Annotated in this window: 21 protein-coding genes; 16 read left to right on the top strand and 5 right to left on the bottom strand. The window is 36.3% G+C overall.

Going from position 1 to position 20296, the window contains the following annotated elements; translation table 11 throughout:
- Positions 1–3 precede the first annotated feature (3 nt).
- Together V7S76_RS04890 and V7S76_RS04885 are read right to left on the bottom strand one after the other, a co-directional pair.
- Entirely contained in the window at positions 4–717 is a 714-nt protein-coding gene (locus V7S76_RS04890) for a phosphatase PAP2 family protein (RefSeq protein WP_459508937.1), read from the bottom strand.
- Positions 717–1958 carry a peroxiredoxin family protein gene (locus tag V7S76_RS04885; protein ID WP_459508936.1) on the bottom strand — a complete coding sequence of 414 codons (1242 nt, stop codon included), beginning with the start codon at positions 1956–1958 and terminating at the stop codon, positions 717–719. The genes V7S76_RS04890 and V7S76_RS04885 overlap by 1 nt, the downstream gene beginning before the upstream one ends.
- A 122-nt stretch (positions 1959–2080) precedes the next feature.
- Between V7S76_RS04885 and rsmH the strand changes: the two genes are divergently transcribed.
- From rsmH to V7S76_RS04855, 6 genes are all read left to right on the top strand, one after another.
- Complete coding sequence (rsmH, locus tag V7S76_RS04880) at positions 2081–2995, top strand: 16S rRNA (cytosine(1402)-N(4))-methyltransferase RsmH (RefSeq protein ID WP_459508935.1); 915 nt, start codon at positions 2081–2083, stop codon at positions 2993–2995.
- 2 nt (positions 2996–2997) lie between these two features.
- Complete coding sequence (locus V7S76_RS04875) at positions 2998–3381, top strand: FtsL-like putative cell division protein (protein ID WP_459508934.1); 384 nt, start codon at positions 2998–3000, stop codon at positions 3379–3381.
- A 24-nt stretch (positions 3382–3405) separates the two neighbouring features.
- Positions 3406–5544, top strand: coding sequence for a penicillin-binding protein (locus tag V7S76_RS04870; protein ID WP_459508932.1), 2139 nt, complete (start codon positions 3406–3408; stop codon positions 5542–5544).
- A gap of 5 nt (positions 5545–5549) precedes the next feature.
- Positions 5550–7001, top strand: a complete 1452-nt coding sequence (locus V7S76_RS04865; RefSeq protein ID WP_459508931.1) for a UDP-N-acetylmuramoyl-L-alanyl-D-glutamate--2,6-diaminopimelate ligase — start codon at positions 5550–5552, stop codon at positions 6999–7001.
- A 215-nt stretch (positions 7002–7216) separates the two neighbouring features.
- Positions 7217–8428 carry a phospho-N-acetylmuramoyl-pentapeptide-transferase gene (gene mraY, locus V7S76_RS04860; RefSeq protein WP_459508930.1) on the top strand — a complete coding sequence of 404 codons (1212 nt, stop codon included), beginning with the start codon at positions 7217–7219 and terminating at the stop codon, positions 8426–8428.
- 14 nt (positions 8429–8442) lie between these two features.
- Positions 8443–9684: a 3-phosphoshikimate 1-carboxyvinyltransferase gene (locus tag V7S76_RS04855; protein WP_459508929.1), complete on the top strand. Its 1242-nt coding sequence runs from the start codon at positions 8443–8445 to the stop codon at positions 9682–9684.
- 3 nt (positions 9685–9687) lie between these two features.
- Here V7S76_RS04855 and V7S76_RS04850 read toward each other — a convergent pair whose 3' ends face one another.
- On the bottom strand, positions 9688–10239 hold the full coding sequence (locus tag V7S76_RS04850) for a DUF6580 family putative transport protein (RefSeq protein WP_459508928.1): 552 nt from the start codon (positions 10237–10239) through the stop codon (positions 9688–9690).
- A 98-nt stretch (positions 10240–10337) separates the two neighbouring features.
- Here V7S76_RS04850 and V7S76_RS04845 point away from each other — a divergent pair, with 98 nt between their 5' ends.
- The 4 genes from V7S76_RS04845 to V7S76_RS04830 are packed head-to-tail and all read left to right on the top strand — an operon-like array spanning position 10338 to position 13644.
- Positions 10338–11471 (top strand): 5-(carboxyamino)imidazole ribonucleotide synthase, encoded by a 1134-nt coding sequence (locus V7S76_RS04845; protein WP_459508927.1) that lies wholly within the window; start codon positions 10338–10340, stop codon positions 11469–11471.
- Positions 11472–11481: 10 nt separating this feature from the next.
- Complete coding sequence (gene purE / locus V7S76_RS04840; protein WP_459508926.1) at positions 11482–11970, top strand: 5-(carboxyamino)imidazole ribonucleotide mutase; 489 nt, start codon at positions 11482–11484, stop codon at positions 11968–11970.
- Positions 11971–11972: 2 nt separating this feature from the next.
- Positions 11973–12620, top strand: a complete 648-nt coding sequence (locus V7S76_RS04835) for a LysM peptidoglycan-binding domain-containing protein (RefSeq protein ID WP_459508925.1) — start codon at positions 11973–11975, stop codon at positions 12618–12620.
- A 1-nt stretch (position 12621) separates the two neighbouring features.
- The gene (locus tag V7S76_RS04830; RefSeq protein WP_459508924.1) at positions 12622–13644 is read left to right on the top strand and encodes a M15 family metallopeptidase; all 1023 of its coding nucleotides are present in this window, start codon (positions 12622–12624) and stop codon (positions 13642–13644) included.
- Here the strand turns inward: V7S76_RS04830 and fmt are convergent.
- Complete coding sequence (gene fmt / locus V7S76_RS04825; protein ID WP_459508923.1) at positions 13636–14553, bottom strand: methionyl-tRNA formyltransferase; 918 nt, start codon at positions 14551–14553, stop codon at positions 13636–13638. The genes V7S76_RS04830 and fmt overlap by 9 nt on opposite strands.
- A gap of 230 nt (positions 14554–14783) precedes the next feature.
- Between fmt and greA the strand changes: the two genes are divergently transcribed.
- The gene (gene greA, locus V7S76_RS04820; RefSeq protein ID WP_459508922.1) at positions 14784–15257 is read left to right on the top strand and encodes a transcription elongation factor GreA; all 474 of its coding nucleotides are present in this window, start codon (positions 14784–14786) and stop codon (positions 15255–15257) included.
- Positions 15258–15318: 61 nt separating this feature from the next.
- Positions 15319–17346: a BatA domain-containing protein gene (locus V7S76_RS04815; protein WP_459508921.1), complete on the top strand. Its 2028-nt coding sequence runs from the start codon at positions 15319–15321 to the stop codon at positions 17344–17346.
- On the opposite strand, the gene V7S76_RS04810 is transcribed toward V7S76_RS04815, so the two are convergent.
- A complete protein-coding gene (locus V7S76_RS04810) occupies positions 17343–18035 on the bottom strand; it encodes a YggS family pyridoxal phosphate-dependent enzyme (RefSeq protein WP_459508920.1) in 693 nt (230 codons plus the stop codon). The genes V7S76_RS04815 and V7S76_RS04810 overlap by 4 nt on opposite strands.
- 80 nt (positions 18036–18115) lie before the next feature.
- Between V7S76_RS04810 and V7S76_RS04805 the strand changes: the two genes are divergently transcribed.
- The 4 genes from V7S76_RS04805 (at position 18116) to rplI (ending at position 20285) form a co-directional block, all read left to right on the top strand.
- Complete coding sequence (locus V7S76_RS04805) at positions 18116–19099, top strand: coiled-coil domain-containing protein (RefSeq protein ID WP_459508919.1); 984 nt, start codon at positions 18116–18118, stop codon at positions 19097–19099.
- An 88-nt stretch (positions 19100–19187) separates the two neighbouring features.
- Positions 19188–19550, top strand: a complete 363-nt coding sequence (gene rpsF, locus V7S76_RS04800) for a 30S ribosomal protein S6 (RefSeq protein ID WP_459508918.1) — start codon at positions 19188–19190, stop codon at positions 19548–19550.
- Between the two features lies 1 nt (position 19551).
- A complete protein-coding gene (gene rpsR, locus V7S76_RS04795) occupies positions 19552–19803 on the top strand; it encodes a 30S ribosomal protein S18 (protein ID WP_459508917.1) in 252 nt (83 codons plus the stop codon).
- Between the two features lie 38 nt (positions 19804–19841).
- The gene (gene rplI, locus V7S76_RS04790) at positions 19842–20285 is read left to right on the top strand and encodes a 50S ribosomal protein L9 (RefSeq protein WP_459508916.1); all 444 of its coding nucleotides are present in this window, start codon (positions 19842–19844) and stop codon (positions 20283–20285) included.
- Positions 20286–20296: the final 11 nt, after the last annotated feature.

The raw sequence follows: 20296 nt of genomic DNA, 5'->3' as shown, positions 1-20296 counted from the left end.
TCACTAAAATGTATATGCTACTCTGGCAGCGTATAAATTAGGAGCTAAAATAGGTTCAAACCGAAAGGCTTGTTTTTTTTCTAATTTCATTTGAATTTTCGGGTACACCCAATAGGCAAATTCAGCGGAGGCAATTCCCAATCCAGCACCTACCAACACATCACTTGCCCAATGTTTATTATTGGCCATTCGAAGAAATCCAGTTGCAGTAGCTAATGTATAAGCACTTGCTACTAACCAGGGTTTTGTTTGTCTAAACTCTTTATCAAGTAGTCTTGCTCCAAAAAATGCCGTTGTGGTATGACCAGAAGGGAACGCAAAATCGCTGCCATCTGGTCTTGTTTCATTAATGCCCCTTTTTAGTACTTGAGCTAATAGAACATATGTGCCCGTTCCAATCACAAATACTCCGAATTGATCTTTTAATCGTTCTTTGCTTTTCGTAGCGAGTCTTTCACTAATATTCATTCCGATGTACAAAAGGGTAGGAGTGAATTGTAGAAAATCATCGGCTTTTGTTTGAAAGTTCGGAAAATTATCATTTCGAAATTCCAATTGAGCATTCTTGATCGGTTGATTATAACATGCCAAACCAATTCCTCCCAATAGGATCGGGGCTATCCATTGTTTGTTTTTTTTCAGGATAGATTCTTGTGCATTTATCTGAAAGGACAAAAAAAAGAAACATACGAAAACTTGAATGGAACAAAATTTCATTATTTTTCTTTCAATAATAGGTCAATCGTTTTTTCAAACTCAATGGTCCAATCTGTATAATAAGCTCCTGTTCCTGGTCCAGAAAAACCCGTATGAATTTCTCGTACCCTTCCTTTTCTGTCCACGATGAACGTGGTCGGGTACCCATAAAATTGGTTGATCATCGGTATTACTTTTTTGATGGTTTCATCGCTGGGTACTCCTGCAAAAAGTATGGGATAATCGATACCTATGCGTTTTTTGAAATTCTCTATTTTAGGTCCAGAAATGGCCATTTCTGGCGAATATTCAAACGATAAACCCAATACTTCTAATCCTTTTTCTTTATTTTTTCGATAAAAAGGTGCCAAAAATCTAGACTCATCCAGGCAGTTTGGGCACCATGATCCTAGGAGCTCTATCACGACCACTTTGTTTTTAAAACGATCATCTTGTAAACTGATCATCTCCCCATTAGGTGCTGGTAATTTAAAATCTAATCGATCATAACCATCTTTCAGGAAAGTTAATTTTTTCAAATCCGGTAAACTTGCACTTGGATCAAATTTTCCTTTGAATATTCGTTTGGCAGCAAATCCGGATGAAAATTGTCCATTCAGTTCTTTTCCACTTAATTTGGTTTTTAACAAATAGACACCACTTCCATCAAAATAACTCAAAAACAAACTATCTCCACTGACATTACCTTGTAAAAAACGGTAATCGCCACTAGGCTTTAAAAAAGTGCCTGTTACTTCATTTCCTTTTTGTTCAAAGACACCAACTCCTGGACTATGATTTGTTTCATCACTCCAAAAATCGGAATTCCATTTGCCTGTTACATTGATTGTAGCCGGTTTTAGATGGATAAATCTTTTGGTGGAACCTTGCTTTGCTTTGAATGGGATTCTTCCAATAATCTTGCCATTTCTTCTTTTGACCCAAAATCCAGTTAAGGTATGATCGGAATCCAAAGCGGAAATTATTTCAGAATCATATAAGTCGAACGGGATGACAAGTGAGTCGCCCCTAAAATACGATTCACCTAAGTTGAAACTTTCCGCACCGTTCTGAATTTTAATATTAAACGTATTGTCCGAATTTCCTTTTTCAACAGTGAAATTCATAGGTAATTGTCCACCAATTGAGGATAATTCTCCTCTCCAAGGACCATTTTTTACTGACTTTGTCGATTGTGCTTGCATCTTCAATGATAAAAATGCCAAGTTGCAAAGGATGAATATCCAAGAAATTTTTTTCATCAAAAGTTGAGTTTATGAAACAAAGATACATCAAAGAAAATGAGCAATAAAAATATTGACAAAATTGCTTTTCCATGAAAAATGCCACAGGATAATTTGTAAATTTGTTTCAAGAAAAAATTATGTCGGAGCAAAATTATCACACCTCGGTTTTATTGGATGAATGCATAGAAGGATTAGACATTCAACCTTCTGGCACATATGTTGATGTGACATTTGGCGGAGGCGGACATTCGAAAGCAATATTGGAAAAATTGGGGCCGGATGGTCGATTATATGCTTTTGATCAAGACCCAGACGCGTGGAAACAAGCAGAGAAAATTGAAGATGATCGTTTGACCTTAATTACGGGTAATTTCCGTCATTTGGAAAAATTCTTGCGATTATATAATGTCAAAGAAGTGAACGGTATTCTAGCCGATTTTGGTGTGTCATCTTACCAATTGGATGCTGCGGAGCGGGGATTTTCCACCCGTTTTGATGGTCCATTGGATATGCGCATGGGCCCTTCCGCACCATTGGATGCCAAACAAGTGTTGAATACCTATTCAGCGGAACATCTTCAAAAGATTTTTGGCATGTATGGAGAGATCAAAAATGCAAAAACATTAGCCCTGGCAATCATTCAAGCTCGAACGAGAAAACCTTTGGAAACGACAGGGGAATTCAAAGAAATACTTTTCAAAATCGCTCCTAAATCTAGAGAATTTAAGTATTTTGCACAAGCTTTTCAGGCCGTTAGAATTGAGGTAAATCAAGAGCTTTCGGTGATCGAAGAATTTTTGATTCAATCGCCAAATGTCTTAGCCAAAGATGGTCGATTGTGTATTATATCATTTCATTCCCTGGAAGATCGTTTGGTTAAAAATTTTATTAAAACAGGAGATTGTTTTGGTAAAGAAGACAAAGATTTGTTCGGTGTGGTGCATAAACCACTTGAATCGTTTACAAGAAAACCTATTATAGCCACTGAAGATGAATTAAAAAGAAATCCAAGATCTAGAAGTGCAAAACTTCGGATAGCATATAAAGGTTAGATATGGCAAAAAATGTTGAATCAACTGGTAGTTCTAAAACAAAAAACAAATCATCATCAGGTCTATTGGATTTGATTTTTAATTTAGATCCTTTAACTGGAGGTGAACTTCCGATAGACTTAATTAAGAAAATGATCTATGTCGCTTGTCTGATAATTGTGTACATCTTTAATTCGATGGTTGCAGATGGGGAGATACATCAAATTGCGAAAATTAAAACCGAACTTCAAGAGGTTAGAGCAGATTATACTACCCAAAAAGCTGAATACATGAAAGCGGCTAAGCAAAGTTATTTAGCATTGGAGATGAAGAAATACAACTTAGAATTAAGTTTAATTCCGCCGATTAAGGTAGTTAGTGATGAAAAAATAGAAGAAAATAAGTAGGAGGAAATTGAAATTGTCGATAGAATGTCAAATGTAAGAAGGAAAAATATTCGTGAAATTATAACTGAGAGATTTACCTATTTCATCATGTTTATTTTTGCCCTTTTTGTGATCCTGATGTTTTTTTTATGGAGGGTTATTGTCATTAAGGGACCCGAATTAAGAGAAGAAGCTAATCAGACCTATGTAAAAGAACGCAGTGTTGAAGCCACGAGGGGCAATATCTATGCCCATGATGGAAGTTTGTTGGCTACCTCTTTACCCAAGTATCGATTGGGTTTAGATCCGACAGTGTATGGCCGGAGTAAAATGTCTGGTCAAAAATACAAAGAGAATATCGATGCACTTTGTGTTGCACTAGCTAATTTTTTCCAAGATCGAACGGCAGAAGAATATAAAAATAGAATCGAATCTGCCCGAAAAAATGGTAGAAATTATTTATTGGTCAATTATCGATTATTGGATTTTCAAGAAAGAAAAAAAGTCCTGCAATTTCCTCTCTTCCGCGAGTTTAAAGGTGACCCCACGAAAACGGGAGTCGTTTTTGATAAAGTAAATGTTCGTTATGCGCCTTTCGGGCAGATGGCTTACCGAACCATCGGTTATTTAAAAGATAAATTGGCGGTAGGTATTGAAGGCAGTTTTGATAAAGAGTTAAAAGGTATTCCTGGTGTAGGTCTCTTTGAAAAAATGGATAAAAATACCTGGAGGCCTGTGGATAGTGGCAAAGAGACGATTCCAACACCCGGCTATGATTTGCAAACTACCTTGGATGTAAACATCCAAGATATAGTTGAAATAGCCTTGATGAAAGCTTTGTCATTATACAAAGGAAATTATGCAGTTGCCATTGTTATGGAAACCGCCACAGGTGAAATTCGAGCTATTTCTAACTTGTCTAAAAATGAAAAATCGCCCACGGGATATTTAGAAGCAGATAATCATGCTATTACAACACCAAATGATCCAGGATCTGTGTTTAAATTAGCCTCGATGATGGCTATGATGGAAGAGGATGATTTACGTTTGGACGAAATGATACATGTAGGACCACAGGTTTCATCCTATTTTGGCAGACAAATGACCGATTCTCATACCATGGGAGACGCCACCGTTCAACATATCATTGAAGCATCATCCAATAATGGGGTAATGAAATTGATGTGGCGGACTTTTGGAACCAAACAATCCAAGTATTATGACTACCTGAAAAAATTTCATTTAATTGACCCCATCAATTTTCAAATTAGATCAAGGAATCCGAAACCCCGATTTACGGTTCCCTCTAAATGGGATAGATATCAAATGTTGTGGTCTTCTGTGGGTTATTCAACTTCTTATACGCCGATTCAATTGATGAGTTTTTATAATGCAATTGCCAATAATGGCTATTGGATTCAACCCATCATCGTGAAAAAGGCCGTTGTTGGCGAAGAGGTAAAAATAGATTACACCGAAAGTCAGGTGCGAGATGCTTCTCCCATTTGTTCTGAAAAAACTTTGAAGAAAATTCGAACCATGTTAGAAGGGGTAGTGGAACATGGAACGGGAAATAACATCAAAGGAACCCCTTATGGGATTGCAGGTAAAACAGGCACTGCACAAAGATTAGTGAATGGTGCCTATGTAAAAGGTACTTATTATACATCATTCATTGGCTATTTTCCTGCCAATAAACCCAAATACACCATGTTGATTGCCATGGATAATCCACAAGGTAATTCAGAGACGACCTATTCTCGACAAGTAACAGCCCCTGTTTTTAGAGAAATTGCGGATAATATTTATGCTAGGGACATGAAATTGCAAAGAAGATTATCGGGTACTTTACCTGATTCACTAAACAATGCTAGTTTGTCAAATTTTCTTCATCCCAATGATCATGAAATTTTAACATCTCATTTTGGTTTGCCGAAAATAGAAGAAGATGGCCGTTGGGTGAAATTTAATTTAGACAAAAAAGTGGCACAAAATGTACCTGTAAGTTTCGTTGCTAAAACGGTGCCGAATGTGATTGGGATGTCTTTGAGAGACGCTATCTTTAATTTAGAAAATAGAGGTTTCAAAGTACGGTCAAATGGCTACGGAAAAGTTCTGGCTCAATCCATCGTGGCAGGTTCACCTGCCATCAAAAATACAATCGTACACTTAACCCTAAAATAATCAGTATGCCTCAGTCATTATTTTCTTTAATTCCAGCAAAAATTCAATCGTCCATTCATGGTTCAGATCAGTCGATTGATTTTCTTTGTTTCGATTCTAGAAAAGCAACTCCTGGGGCCTTATTTTTTGCAATTCCAGGTACTCAAGTAGATGGACATGCTTTTTTAGAGAAAGTCTTTGAACAAGGTTGTACAGCATGTGTAGTACAAACTTTGCCTGACAATTTACCCGCGAATGTGACTTGCATGGTAGTCAAGGATTCGAATGAAGCTTTAGCGGAAGCGGCAAATCTATTTTATGGACAACCATCGACTAAACTGAATTTAATTGGCATCACCGGAACCAATGGGAAAACAACATCCGTAACGCTTCTGTTTGAATTATTTAAAAATTTAGGCCATCGTTGTGGATTGATTTCTACCGTTCAAAATAAAATTCAAGATAAGGTAATTCCTTCTACCCATACCACTCCAGATGCTTTGTCGCTCAATGCTTTGTTGAATGAAATGCTTTTAGCTGGATGCACCTATGTGTTTATGGAGGTGAGTTCGCATGCAGTCGTTCAAAAAAGGATTCATGCATTGAAATTTAGAGGGGCTATTTTTTCCAACATCACCCGAGATCATCTGGATTTTCATGAAACTTTTGATGAGTATATCAAGGCGAAAAAAGGATTTTTTGATGCGCTGACTCTTGATGCATTTGCTTTAACCAATGTAGATGACAAAAGAGGAATGGTGATGTTGCAAAATACCAAAGCGAAAAAATACACCTATGGTTTATTGAATAGCGCTGATTACAAAGCCAAAATCATTTCCAATAGCATGGCTGGCTTACAATTAGCATTGGATGGTCAAGCCATTCATGCCCAATTAATTGGTATGTTTAATGCATATAATTTATTGGCCATATACAGTACCGCCATTTTATTGGGTGAAGAAAAAGAAGAAGTCTTGATTCAATTGTCAGCATTGAAAACAGCGCCTGGCCGATTTGAACAAATGCAAGGACCTAATGGAAAAATGGCCATTGTCGATTATGCTCATACACCAGATGCTTTAGAGAATGTGTTAAAAACCATTCAGGCCATTCGAAACAAAGAACAAAAAATAATTACAGTCGTTGGTTGCGGAGGGAATCGTGATACGGGTAAAAGACCTATCATGGCTTCTTTGGCAGCAGATTACAGCGATTTTGTCATTCTAACTTCTGATAATCCAAGGTTTGAAGATCCTGAACTTATTTTGGATCAAATGCAAGTCGGAATTGAGGCAAAGGATACCTTAAGGGTGAAACGCATTATTGATCGTAAAGAAGCTATTTTTGCCGCAATTCAGTCCATCGCTCATGCTGGCGATATTGTTTTAATCGCCGGAAAAGGGCATGAAAATTATCAAGATATCCAAGGAGTGAAGCATCATTTTGATGACAAAGAGGTGGTGATGGAAGCTTTTTAGGTAATAGGTAAAAGGTAATAGGTAAAAGGTAATAGGTAAAAGGTAATAGGTAATAGGTTTCTTGACTGAATTATTCTTGCTTCGCTTCTAGGTTGCACTTAATCATTAAATTAAGCCAAAAGTCCTGGGATTCACCGTAATTCTTTCCTTGTTATTTTAAGTTTTTTTTGCAATTTTGTCCCTTATTTTAATTAGAATAAATTTCCACAGCTCTTATGCTATATTATCTGTTCGATTATTTAGATAAAAATTTGAATGTTCCTGGTGCTGGAGTATTTCAGTATATCACTTTTAGAGCATTCGCTGCTGTGATTACATCTTTGGGTATCGCTGCTATTTGGGGAAAGGCAGTTATTTACCGTTTGCAACGTCTTCAAATTGGTGAAGAAATTCGTGATTTAGGTTTAGAAGGTCAAATGGCAAAAAAAGGAACTCCAACCATGGGTGGTTTTATCATTTTACTTTCCTTAATTATTCCAACTGTTCTTTTTGCTAAAATTACCAATGTCTATATCGTCCTTTTGTTGATTTCCGCCGTATGGTTAGGAGCGGTTGGTTTTGCAGATGACTATATCAAAGTCTTTAAGAAAAATAAAGAAGGCCTTTCGGGACGATTCAAAATTATAGGCCAGATAGGTTTGGGTATCATTGTAGGTTTAACCATGTATTTCAATGATTATACGAAAGTTCGTATTTATGATAAAATTCAAACTTTAGCAGATGGATCTCAAATTCAAAAATATACCGATACAAAGTCATTAATGACTACGGTGCCATTTTTGAAGAATAATCAATTCGATTACAATATGTTGCTGCCAGATTTTGTTCCTGACCAATATGTGTGGATCGTGTATGTTTTAGTCGTGATTTTCATTATCACAGCTGTTTCCAATGGTGCAAATATCACAGATGGATTGGACGGCCTCGCAGCAGGTACTTCCGTTATTATCGGTTTAACCTTAGCTGTGCTGGCTTACGTTTCTGGAAACAAAGTTTTTTCACAATATTTAAATGTGATGTTTATTCCTAATTCAGGGGAGTTGGCCATATTTTGTGCGGCCTTTGTGGGGGCTTGTATCGGATTTCTTTGGTACAATACCTATCCTGCACAGGTTTTTATGGGAGATACGGGAAGTTTAATGTTGGGTGGAGTAATCGCTACTTTAGCAATTGTTATTCGAAAGGAGATGTTAATTCCTGTATTGTGCGGCATTTTTTTAATTGAAAATCTTTCGGTCATTATTCAAGTCGCCTATTTTAAATATACTAAAAAGAAATATGGTGAAGGTCGAAGAATTTTTCTCATGTCGCCTCTTCATCACCATTTTCAAAAGAAAAATTATCATGAAGCAAAAATTGTTACTCGCTTTTTAATTGTGGGTATTATTTTGGCTGTTCTTTCGCTTGTTACACTAAAATTGCGTTAATCGCTTATTTCATTTTGAGTCAAATTCGCCTATATCCTAGATCAAGTACTTTTCAAGAAATTATACCCCTTCCTGCTTCTAAATCAGAAAGCAATCGAGCGTTGATTTTAAATGCCTTGGTAAAAGGCTCTTTAAATCAATTATCCAATTTGGCGGAAGCCAGGGATACACAAACCATGATTCGTTTATTGACGGAAAATGGCCCTGTGGCAGATGTACTTGATGCTGGAACTACCATGAGATTTCTGACCGCCTATTATGCCTTGACTGGACAAGTCAAGCAAATGACGGGTACTCCAAGAATGTGCGAAAGACCCATTGGGATTTTAGTGGAGGCCTTAAAGGAATTGGGGGCCAATATTGCTTATGAAAAAGTAGAAGGTTATCCTCCCTTGAATCTGCAAGGATTTGTTTACTCAGGAAATCGTAAGCTTGCCATTCGTGGGGATGTAAGTTCTCAATTTATTTCAGCATTGATCATGCTAGCACCTATTTTACCAGAAGGTTTGGAATTAACCATTACGGGTTCTTTAGGTTCAAAGCCTTATGTGGAAATGACATTGGCTCAAATGAAGCATTTTGGGATTCAATCGCATGTAAATTGGGAAACCGGTACCATTGATATTCCTGCTCAATCCTATCAAAATATTCCTTTCGCAGTAGAGTCAGATTGGTCTGGTGCTAGTTATTGGTATTCTATGGTTGCGTTGTCTCCTTATGAAGATGCACAATTAGAATTATTGGGATTGAAAGAAAATTCTCTTCAAGGAGATTCTGCCATCAAAGACATCATGTTGCCTTTGGGTGTAAAAAGTACATTTACGGGTAGAGGATATTTGTTAACGAAATGTGATTCCCAAAATTCATTGGCTTGGGATTTCACGGATTGTCCAGATTTAGCGCAAACCATTTGCGTAGTAGCTGCCGTAAAAAATGTAAGTTTAACTTTGACAGGTATTGAATCCTTGAAAGTGAAGGAAACTGATCGTGTTTTGGCTTTGCAAAACGAATTAATCAAACTAGGTGCTAACTTATCGGAAGTGGTAGCAAAAACGCAATATTTGTTAAGCCCAGATTTTGCTAGTGTCTCAAGCATTCCCGAAATTGAAACGTATGATGACCACCGTATGGCTATGGCATTTGCTCCGGTAGCCTTGCTACATGAAATACTTATTCATGATCATTCGGTCGTGAATAAATCGTATCCAAGTTTTTGGAAGCACATTGATTTAATCTTAGCTTCCGATCAAGCGTAAAAATTATTTAGCTAACACTTTTACATGAATTGCTTCAAATCCTCCAAAAAATAGGATGGAGAAAGCAAACTGGCTTAGTAAACTATTTTTGATAAAAGGGATACCTGCTGTATAACAAGCGATTAATCCATTGAAATCTTTGCTGTAAGTAACTTCACTGGATAACCAAGCAGCGAAATTGGAAATTAAAAAGAATCCCAAAACGGTTAAAAGATTCATTCCTAAAAAAGTCTTCCCGTTGATCGGTTGATTCGAAAATTGATGCCCTAAAACAGCAATTAATGCAAATAATGCAAAATGCACTTGATCGAAACCCCAAGAAAAACCTTCATAAAATGAAGGATAAAGAAGGTTGTTTAAAAGGATATTGGAAATCCAAACCGCAAGGATGGTGAACAAGATTCCTTGGCTTCGTTTTGGGAAATAATATCCAGCAAAAAGTGCCATGGAAGCGATTGGAGAGAAATTTGCCCAAGATGGTCCTGCCAAAATAATAAATCGACTAGCAATAGCTAATCCTAAAAATGCTACAAGTATTCCTGTTTTTTTTGTCATTATGATGGATATAATTCCTAAAGAATTATAATGAGGTTGTTCAAATAATTTCCAAAGGTAAAACAAAAGCCGTAATTTTACCCAATCTAAAAGAATTTATGTACAAAGTTTTGCCCAAAATTGGATTATTAGGTGGAGGTCAGTTAGGTCGGATGTTACTTCAAGCAGCCATTGACCTAGATTTTCAAATCGATTGTCTAGATCCTGATGTAAATGCGCCATGTCATACATTAGCAGCCAACTTTGTTCATGGTTCATTTCAAGATTTCGATACCGTCTATCAATTTGGTCGCAACAAAGATTTAATTAGCATAGAAATTGAACACGTGAATATTGATGCCCTGGAAAAGTTGCAAGATGAGGGTAAATTAGTGTATCCACAGCCGCATCTTTTGAGAATGATTCAGGATAAAAGAACTCAAAAGGCATTTTTTAAAGAGCATGGATTCCCTACTGCCGATTTTCGATTAACAGAGAATCAAGCGGATCTTTTGAATCATACCGATTTTTTACCGGCATTTCATAAATTGGGTAAAGGGGGCTATGATGGAAAAGGAGTTCAATTAATTTCGAATGTACAAGATGTTGAAAAAGGTTTTGATGCACCAGGTTTATTGGAAAAGGCCATTGATTTCGATAAAGAATTGGCGGTCATTGTGGCCAGGAATCCACAAGGAGATGTGAAAGCTTTTCCAGCTGTTGAAATGGTTTTTCATCCTGTTCAAAATTTGGTTGAATTCTTGGTTTCACCAGCAGATATATCCCTTGAAATTGAAAAACAAGCGGAACAAATCGCGGTTGAATTAATCCAGAAAATGGAATTAGTAGGTGTTTTAGCGGTTGAAATGTTCTTGACCAAAAGTGGTGAAATTCTGATCAATGAAGTAGCTCCAAGACCACATAATTCCGGCCATCAAACCATTCGAGCAAATGCTTGTTCTCAATATGAACAACATTTAAGAGCCATTGCTGGTTTACCTTTGGGAGAAACAAAAGCCGTAGCCTTTTCTGGAATGTTGAATTTATTAGGCGCGGAAGGTTTTGAAGGGGAAGCTAAATATGATGGATTAGCCGAAATTTTGGAAATTCCAGGTGTCTATCCATTTTTGTATGGCAAAAAAATAACAAAACCCTTCCGAAAAATGGGTCATATTACCATCTTGGGCGAGTCCAGGGAGGATATAGAAGAAAAAGCAAATCAAGTGAAAAATCTAATTCGAGTGATTAGTTAAATAGAAAAATATGGTTGGAATTATCATGGGAAGCAGCTCTGATCTGCCAGTAATGCAAGATGCCATTCAAATTTGCAAAGATTTTGGAGTGGCTTATGAAGTGGATATCGTATCTGCTCACCGTACGCCGGTTAAAATGTTAACGTATGCTCAAGAGGCAAAATCACGTGGAATAAAGGTTATCATCGCAGGCGCTGGTGGCGCAGCTCACTTGCCTGGCATGGTGGCTTCCGCAACTATTTTGCCAGTCATCGGAGTTCCCGTAAAATCTTCCAATTCCATAGATGGTTGGGATTCTGTTTTATCCATTTTGCAAATGCCGAATGGCGTTCCTGTGGCAACGGTAGCCTTAAATGCTTCTAAGAATGCGGGATTGTTAGCCATTCAAATGTTGGCTATTTCAGATGATTCTTTGGCTCAAAAATTATCGGATTACAAATTGGACCTGATTGAAAAAGTAGGCGAAATGAGTCAAAAAACTAAATCTTCTATCCAATAATCATGAAAAATAATTCACCTATTATCAAGGAGTCGTCGACGCATAAATTACCTATTATTACTTTAATTGTTTTGGGGGTAATTGTATTGACATTGGTATTTGTTGGATATGAAAGTTTTTTAGGAACGAACAAAAACGAATTGACCAAAGCGGATAAAATCAAGAATGAGGAAATCATTGAAGATGAATTGCCTGATGCAGCATCCATTGCCGTAGAAGTTCAAAAAGAAAATCCTGTCATTGAAAGTAATGAAGCTGATTCCGTCGCAAAGTTGAAAACCGATTTGGAAGCGCAAAAAAAAGAAGCTGAAGCGGAAGTTGTACCAGAGGAAAAAGTAAAAACTCCCGAAGGTAAATCTCATGCCTATACCGTCGAAAAAGGAGAAACTTTTTTGGGTATCGCTAGTCGATTTGGTCTTAAATTCGATCAATTAAAAGCCTTGAATCCGGGTGTTGATCCAGCAGGTTTAAAAGTAGGTGTAACTAAATTGAATGTCAAAGTAAAAGCTATCCACACCGTAGGACCGGGTGATGTACTTCGGGTAGTTGCCGAAAAATACCATGTTTCAAAACAATCCATCATGAAAGTGAATCATAAAGAGCAAGATATCACTTTAAGAGGCGAGCAATTAATCATACCCCTAAATTGATTTGAAAAAGCGTTTTTCCATATTTCTAATTCCAATTGTCTTATTGCTTTTTTTGAGTGGATTCATCTGGACCAAAGATAATCCTGTTTCACCCATTCGTCGGTGCAAACAAATCAATATCGACTCTATTTCCTTGGAGGATTTGTTGTGGATTTATCAACAACAAGATACATTAGCAGATTATGCGGTGAACCAAAGTTTGACCCTCGGTTGGAAATCGAAGGATGGAACCACCACATTCAAGCGATTTGGTCAAGATCATAGATCTTTAGATTCGTTGAATAAAGTCGAATTATACGCTTTACGATTAATTCATCAACATTCAGAAATTGCCTCATTTTGGAAACAGACGCTTTCATCAGAATTGGATAGTTTTTCCATCAAAAAAGACACTTTATTGGATAAATTTCATCCAAAACCCTATCGATTGAAATTTGTGTCTGAAAGTCGAAGTTTGGCTAAACAAATTGAATTACATAAAAAAGGCAAGTCGAAAATTATGTTATCCTTGCATAATTTTGGTTTAGCAGCAGATGTTGGTATTTACCGCCATCGTAAATATGTTAGGAGAGGGAATACGTATAATCGAATGGGTGCTTCAGCAAAGGAATTGGGCTTATTTTGGGGTGGCGACTTTGTGGGTTTCCCGGATCCTGGACATATTCAAGCCTTCCCAAACAGCGCCTCCCTTGTAGCTAAATATCCAATTTTGGGTTTTGAATTTGAAAAATATGAAGGTCAATATGAGAATACTTTCCAGAAACAATCGGCTTTAGGGAAAGAATATTTGGTGGAAGACACCAAAGCCTTATTGACGCAATTGAACAATATTCGATTAAATCAGAATTGTGCTTGTTCCAAAGCCATAATGCCATCCAATGATGATGAAATAGTGAATTTGTTGAAGCAATTTTTATCCCAAAATCAAGCAGTCGTTTTTGCTAATTTGAAAGAAAACTGGGTGTATGTTCAAAAAGGACAATCGGGTTATGTTTATTCTTTGGGTAAATGGACTTTAGAATGAAAAAGAATATCCTCTGAGGAAATCTTCTATTTTTAAACGCTTTTTGCCCTCCATTTGCCACTCCAAAATATTGACATATCCATCTGCACAACCTACTCGTAGAAAGGATTTTTGGTCTGTATCCCAAATGCCTATTCCTAGACTAGGAATGCTTTGGGCATGAAATGTCACTTGAAATACTTTGCAATTTTTACCCTGAAAAACGGTGTGAGCAGCAGGAAATGGATTCATTCCTCGGATTAAATTGTAAATTTCTTTTCCTGTTTTGTTCCAATGAATTTGACCCGTTTCTCGATGTAACTTAGGCGCGATTCTTGCATTCGATAATTCTTCTTGTGGTGTTGGGTTTGTTTCCTTTTTTTCAATGGCCTTTACTGTTTTCACGACCAAATGAGCACCTTTTATCATTAATCGTTCATACAATTCGCCAGTAGTATCTGATTCTGAAATCGATTCTTTTTCCTGAAATAATAAATCTCCCGTATCGATTTCATGTTGCAAGAAAAAAGTAGTAACGCCTGTCTCTGTTTCACCATTGATGATAGCCCAATGAATAGGCGCCGCTCCACGGTAGTTGGGCAATAAAGATGCATGTAAATTAAAACTTCCCAACGGAGGCATATTCCAAACTTGTTCAGGTAACATTCGGAAGGCTACTATGATTTGTAAATCGGCTTGATAGGATTTTAATTCCTCCAAAAATGCTGGATTTTTCAGTTTTTCAGGTTGTAAAACAGGCAAGCCTTGACTCTCGGCATATATTTTAACGGGGGATGATTGCAATTGTTGGCCTCTACCCGCTGGTTTGTCAGGTGCTGTTACCACCGCAACTACCTGTAAATTGGCCTCAACCAAAGCTTGTAGACTAGCAACGGCAAATTCAGGAGTTCCGAAAAATATGATACGCATAATTCTTTTTTCTTAAAGTGAAATTCCTCCGAGTCAGATGTTTTATTTGGTAATATATTGGGTTTTTGATTACCTTTGCACTTGTAAAAAACAAAATAGTGCTAAAAACAAGATATTTACTATAGTCCCGGATCCGAAACAAAACTACAAATAAAATAAGTAGAACGGTCGGAAGCCGTTCTATTTTGTTTTTTATAACCCTATAAATTCATCGAGTAAACAAATCAATTATGGCAAATTTTCAATATTACACGGCAGAAGCGTTGGATAAGTTAAAGGCTGAACTTCATCATTTGAAAATTCAAGGTCGATCTGATATGGCCAAACAAATTGCCGAAGCTCGTGATAAAGGAGATTTAAGTGAAAATGCTGAATATGATGCTGCAAAAGATGCCCAGGGTTTATTGGAATTGAAAATTTCTAAAATGGAACAAATTGTAGCGAATGCTCGTGTTTTAGATGAATCAACCATCGATACATCCAAGGTTTCCATTTATTCCATTGTACAAATAAAGAACACCAAATCGGGGGCATCGGTCACTTATACGATTGTCTCTGAAGAAGAAGCGGATTTACGCGCGGGTAAAATTTCATCTTCTTCTCCATTCGGTAAAGGTTTATTAGGCAAAAAAGTAGGCGACCTAGCAGAAATTCAAGCACCAGCTGGAAAATTGGAATTTGAAATTATGTCGATCACCCGATAAAATTTTTAACTATTATTGATCAAAATCCCAATCGAAAGGTTGGGATTTTGTATTTTTAGGCATGATGAATTCATTGTTTGAAAATCCAGCCGCTTTATGGGCATTATTGGGAATTGCTGTTCCCATTTGGCTTCATTTCTATGAAAAAAAATCAAAAGTAAAGCGATATTTTTCTGATTTACGTGCCTTTGATGCGCTGCAAAGTCAAGACAAGGGTAAACGAAATTGGGAAAAACTATTATTGCTTCTTCTGCGAATACTTTTGTTGCTTTCTTTGATTTTGGCATTCGCAAAACCTAAGCATACTTTTTTCTATCCTTCCATTTCTTCATCCAAACAGTCTGTTCTTTTTCTGGACAATCATCCTGCCTTTGTTTTAGGAAATCGGAAATCCTTTCTTGATGTAGGCAAAGAAATACCCAATTCGGCCAATGATTTACGTTTTTTTACGAACAATTTTCAATCGACTGATTACCATACAATCCCTTTGGATCAATTGAAAAATGATTGGTCCCAACATATACCATCTCATCGGAATCAAAGCTCTGAATCCATTCTGTACCATTTTGATGAAGTTTCTGTTCGAAATTCGGTATCCACTCCGATGACATTACATTGGATGTCCGATTTTCCTAAAAATAAACCATTGCCGAAATTTGACGCCAATCATCCAATTCATTTATGGCCTATACTTTCAAAAAACCTTGATAATGTTGTGATTGACAGTGTTTGGCTCAGCGATGGATTTGTTAAACCCAAAGAAAAATTCACCATCAAAATCAGATTAAAACAAGCGTTTAATCAAATGTCTACTAAAAAACATCAAATTGGGTTTTACCTCAACGGTTTTTTGGTCAATAATCAATCATGGAACTTCGAGAATAAATGGGAAAAGGAATTAAGTTTTCAAGCCTCTCTTCCGACAATGGGTGAATTTAAGGCCCATTTTATGATAGATGACAAAGTGAATTTTGACAATAAATATCATTTCATTGTAAGGACTAGTGCTGCACAGAAAGTAGTTTTTGTGGGAGATCAAGCATCATCTGTTTTATTGAAAAAAGTCTTTCAATCTGAAACATCCTTTGATTTCAAAGCAATAAGTAAAGCCGAATTTTTGGCATCATCGTTCAAAGGAGAGGCATTTTTTATCTTCCAAGGTATTGAGAATTTCACTTCCACAGAATTTCAATCCATCCAAAATCAATTCAAATTAGGTAATTCTTGTGTGTTCATACCAGAGTCCAATTCAACTACCCAAGCTATTTCTTTTTTGAACCAAATGGGTGTGAAAGCACGATTAAATCCAACGGGTAAAGAATTTGCCATCGCTCAGCCTGATTTTACCAAGAAATTTTTTCAGAAAATTATGCTTTCAAGTGCTTTGAGGCATCGGGTGCAATTATGGAAATCCAATCTAGTTTGGGAAATGTATGGCCATCCAGATGCATTGCTTGAATTTGAGAATCGTGCTTCTTTTCTTTATCCATGGAGGGTTGAAAAAGCACAAGTATTTATTTTTTCTTCTAATATTTTAAGAAGGAATCATTCTTTTCAAAGTCATGGTTTATTTTTGCCCGTTTTACAGGAGCTTGTTTTGCAGCATTCGTCTCCTAGACGTTTGAGTATTGAAGTAAGTGATCCTAAATTTTCAATTCTAGCTCCCCCTAATTTTATCTTTACCAATGCTGAAAAGCAGCTTGTGAAATTGAAAAATTCTCAAATAGAACTTATTCCGATTCAGCGGTGGGTAGGAAATCATTGGGAATGTAACCTGCCAAGTTCAAATGAAACAGGAGGGGTTATTAATGGATTTTTTGATGTGTTTGTTGGTAAACAAAAAATCGGAATCGTTGCTTTTAATTATCCCAAATCTGAAAGTTGGCTTGAATCCTATACGGCGGCTGAGTTAAAAGATTTTTATGGAAAAAATCCCAATGTTCAAGTGAAAGATGTGTCGAATATTGGGAATGAATTCTCCCAAGGAGCTCATTTTTTTGATTCATCTATTACACTTTGGTTGTTAGCCTTTGTTTTCTTTTGCTTGGAATTTTTGTTTTTGGTCTATCACCGCTATGTACGGGATTAGCTTCTAGCCCCATAAATAGCCGATCCGACACGGACCAAGGTGGAGCCTAATTTGGCGGCAATAAGATAATCGGATGACATACCCATGGAAAGTTCCGTCCATTCAATTAAACCAGATTCTATTCCTATTTGCTGATGTTTGAATTCTTGGAACATGGATTGTAAATAGGAGAATTCTTTTTCAATTTGTTCCACAGATTCGGTAAAACTAGCCATTCCCATCAATCCTACAATTCGGATGTGTTGAAGTTCTAGAAATTGAGGATCTTGAATGATTTGCTTAAGTTCTTCCGAATCTAAACCAAACTTACTTTCTTCTTTGGCAATGTAAATTTGAAATAAGCACGGAATGATTCGATTATTTTTTTGCGCTTGTAGATTGATTTCTTTCAAAAGTTTGAATGAATCGACGGAGTGAATCAGATGCACAAAAGGGGCTATGTATTTGACTTTATTGGTTTGTAAATGTCCGATTTGATGCCAACGGATGTCATTGGGCAATAATGGCTGTTTTTCGACCATTTCTTGAACTCGATTTTCACCAAAATCCAAAATTCCAGCATCATAGGTTTGTTGCAATTCTGAAATGCTTCGTGTTTTGGTTACTGCAATTAACTTTGCCGAACTAGAACTTAGTTCATGGGTAATGAATTGGATGTTTTGGGAAATAGACATTTGTGAGTTTGACAAAAGATTAATTTGAAATCAAAATTAATTTATTATTTTTGAATCGATTAAATTAATCAAGCAATTATTTATTTGCACAAACTATGGAGAATGAATCAAACAACATTGAAAGCAAAAAGACCAACAGTCTGGTTCTTTTATTGTCAATATTGGTTATTTTATTTGCAGGAATGTGGGCGAATGAAAAGTGGGATTTAAATATTCCTTTTTTACCTAAATCGAAAGATGAGTTTGTCGACAATGCCAACAATCAATTGGATTCTATTGCCAATCAATTGAATATAAAATTAGTTGAAATCAAAAAATTAGGTGGGAGGGTAAACGAGTTGGAAATTGCTAAGCAAAAGATTTTAGGCGATCAGAAAGAACTTGCGGAAAATCCTTCCATGAATGAAGAAGATTTTAAGAAAAAACTTTCTTATTATTTGCGATTATTAGGTCAAAAAGATTTAGAAATCAAGCGATTAAAGAAAGAAAATGTTGATTTAATTGCTCGTAATGATTCTTTGAGTCGGGAAGCAAAAATGTTACAAGACGGGTTGACGAATGTTCAAAAAGCATTAAAGGATTCTAGTGTAACATTTGGAGAAAAGCAAAAAGAGTTGAGTGAACGTTCTCGAATTTTGGAGGTTAAAAATCAAGAGTTGGTTGAGAAGGTGAGCGTAGCAGCAGCGTTACGAGCAGAAGGAGTGAACGTTTATGCTATTTCTTCTAGAGGTAAAGAAGTAGGAGTTCAAAATCAAAAAGCGAGGAAGATTGAAAAAATTCGGGTAATGTTTCATTTGCAGGATAACAGTTTAGCTACCAAGGAAATAAAAACCATCTATTTAAGAATCATTGAGCCAACGGGTAATACTTTGTCGGATTATGCATTGGGTTCTGGTATTTTCACTTTCAAAGGAAAGGACATCGCCTACACCGCCAAACAAAGAATTTTTTACGAAAATAATCACCAATCGGTTGAATTTATTTACGCAAGGCCTAACGCCTATCGAGAAGGGAAACATGAAATTGAGCTCTATTCGGAAGGTTTTTTAATTGGCTTAGGAACCTTTGAGGTTCGTTAATTCAAAATTTTTAATAAGAATTTGATTTAGAAGTATTTATTTGTACTTTTGCAGTCCAATTTTTTATTTTTTACAAACAACAATTTTTATGGAATTAAAAAACTATGAGACGGTGTTCATTTTAACTCCCGTTTTGTCTGAACAACAGACGAAGGACGCCGTTGAAAAATTCAAAAAGCTGTTGGTAGATAACGGTGCACAAATTGTACATGAAGATGCATGGGGCTTACGTAAGTTAGCTTATCCAATTCAAAACAAGCACACGGGATACTATCAAATATTTGAATTTTTAGCGGAGCCTACTTTGATAGCAAAGTTAGAATTAGAATACAAACGTGATGAGCGTGTAATTCGTTTCTTATCGACTTCATTAGACAAGCACGCAGTTGCTTATAATGAGAAAAAAAGAAAAGGTTTAGTAGGTAGAAAACCAGAAAAAACAGAAGCATAATATGACACTTGTAAACGAACCTGTAGATAAAAATAGTAATCGTAAGAAGTATTGCCGATTTAAGAAATCTGGTATCAAATACATCGATTATAAGAATCCAGACTACTTATTAAAGTTAGTTAACGAACAAGGTAAAATTTTGCCTCGTCGTATCACTGGTACTTCTTTGAAATTTCAACGTAAAGTATCACAAGCAATCAAGAGAGCACGTCATTTGGCTTTAATGCCATATGTAGCTGATGGCTTAAAATAGATCTGGTTAATCCAATAAACATTTGATTATAACATAAAATGGAAATAATATTAAAAACGGATATTGCTGGATTAGGATATAAAAACGATGTTGTGGCTGTTAAGCCAGGATATGGTCGTAATTATTTGATTCCACAAGGATTTGCTATCATGGCAACTCAGTCCAATCGCAAAGTATTAGCTGAAAATATCAAACAAGCTGCTCACAAAGTTGAAAAGATTCGTCAAGATGCCTTAGACTTAGCTGCTTCTATTGGTGAATTAGCTTTAACTATCCCTGCTAAAACGGGTGATAGTGGTAAAATCTTTGGTCGTGTAACTAGCTTACAAATTTCAGATTTATTAAAAGAAAAAGGATTCGATGTAGATCGTAAGAAAATTTCAATTGATTCTGAAGTTAAAATGGTGGGCGATTACTCTGCTACTTTAGATTTGCATAAGGAAGTGAAACATAAAATTTCTTTTTCAGTAGTAGCTGAATAATTAGTTTATTT

The organism is Aquirufa sp. ROCK2-A2, assembly GCF_054558485.1.
Note: the sequence above shows the minus strand (reverse complement) of the source record. Positions and strands in the feature narration are given on the sequence as shown.

Bases quoted from the DNA above. Each gene is read 5' to 3' on its own strand.
- V7S76_RS04890 (WP_459508937.1), bottom strand. From the start codon at position 717: ATGAAATTTTGTTCCATTCAAGTTTTCGTATGTTTCTTTTTTTTGTCC.
- V7S76_RS04885 (WP_459508936.1), bottom strand. From the start codon at position 1,958: ATGAAAAAAATTTCTTGGATATTCATCCTTTGCAACTTGGCATTTTTA.
- rsmH (WP_459508935.1), top strand. From the start codon at position 2,081: ATGTCGGAGCAAAATTATCACACCTCGGTTTTATTGGATGAATGCATA.
- V7S76_RS04875 (WP_459508934.1), top strand. From the start codon at position 2,998: ATGGCAAAAAATGTTGAATCAACTGGTAGTTCTAAAACAAAAAACAAA.
- V7S76_RS04870 (WP_459508932.1), top strand. From the start codon at position 3,406: ATGTCAAATGTAAGAAGGAAAAATATTCGTGAAATTATAACTGAGAGA.
- V7S76_RS04865 (WP_459508931.1), top strand. From the start codon at position 5,550: ATGCCTCAGTCATTATTTTCTTTAATTCCAGCAAAAATTCAATCGTCC.
- mraY (WP_459508930.1), top strand. From the start codon at position 7,217: ATGCTATATTATCTGTTCGATTATTTAGATAAAAATTTGAATGTTCCT.
- V7S76_RS04850 (WP_459508928.1), bottom strand. From the start codon at position 10,239: ATGACAAAAAAAACAGGAATACTTGTAGCATTTTTAGGATTAGCTATT.
- V7S76_RS04845 (WP_459508927.1), top strand. From the start codon at position 10,338: ATGTACAAAGTTTTGCCCAAAATTGGATTATTAGGTGGAGGTCAGTTA.
- purE (WP_459508926.1), top strand. From the start codon at position 11,482: ATGGTTGGAATTATCATGGGAAGCAGCTCTGATCTGCCAGTAATGCAA.
- V7S76_RS04835 (WP_459508925.1), top strand. From the start codon at position 11,973: ATGAAAAATAATTCACCTATTATCAAGGAGTCGTCGACGCATAAATTA.
- fmt (WP_459508923.1), bottom strand. From the start codon at position 14,553: ATGCGTATCATATTTTTCGGAACTCCTGAATTTGCCGTTGCTAGTCTA.
- greA (WP_459508922.1), top strand. From the start codon at position 14,784: ATGGCAAATTTTCAATATTACACGGCAGAAGCGTTGGATAAGTTAAAG.
- V7S76_RS04815 (WP_459508921.1), top strand. From the start codon at position 15,319: ATGATGAATTCATTGTTTGAAAATCCAGCCGCTTTATGGGCATTATTG.
- V7S76_RS04805 (WP_459508919.1), top strand. From the start codon at position 18,116: ATGGAGAATGAATCAAACAACATTGAAAGCAAAAAGACCAACAGTCTG.
- rpsF (WP_459508918.1), top strand. From the start codon at position 19,188: ATGGAATTAAAAAACTATGAGACGGTGTTCATTTTAACTCCCGTTTTG.
- rpsR (WP_459508917.1), top strand. From the start codon at position 19,552: ATGACACTTGTAAACGAACCTGTAGATAAAAATAGTAATCGTAAGAAG.
- rplI (WP_459508916.1), top strand. From the start codon at position 19,842: ATGGAAATAATATTAAAAACGGATATTGCTGGATTAGGATATAAAAAC.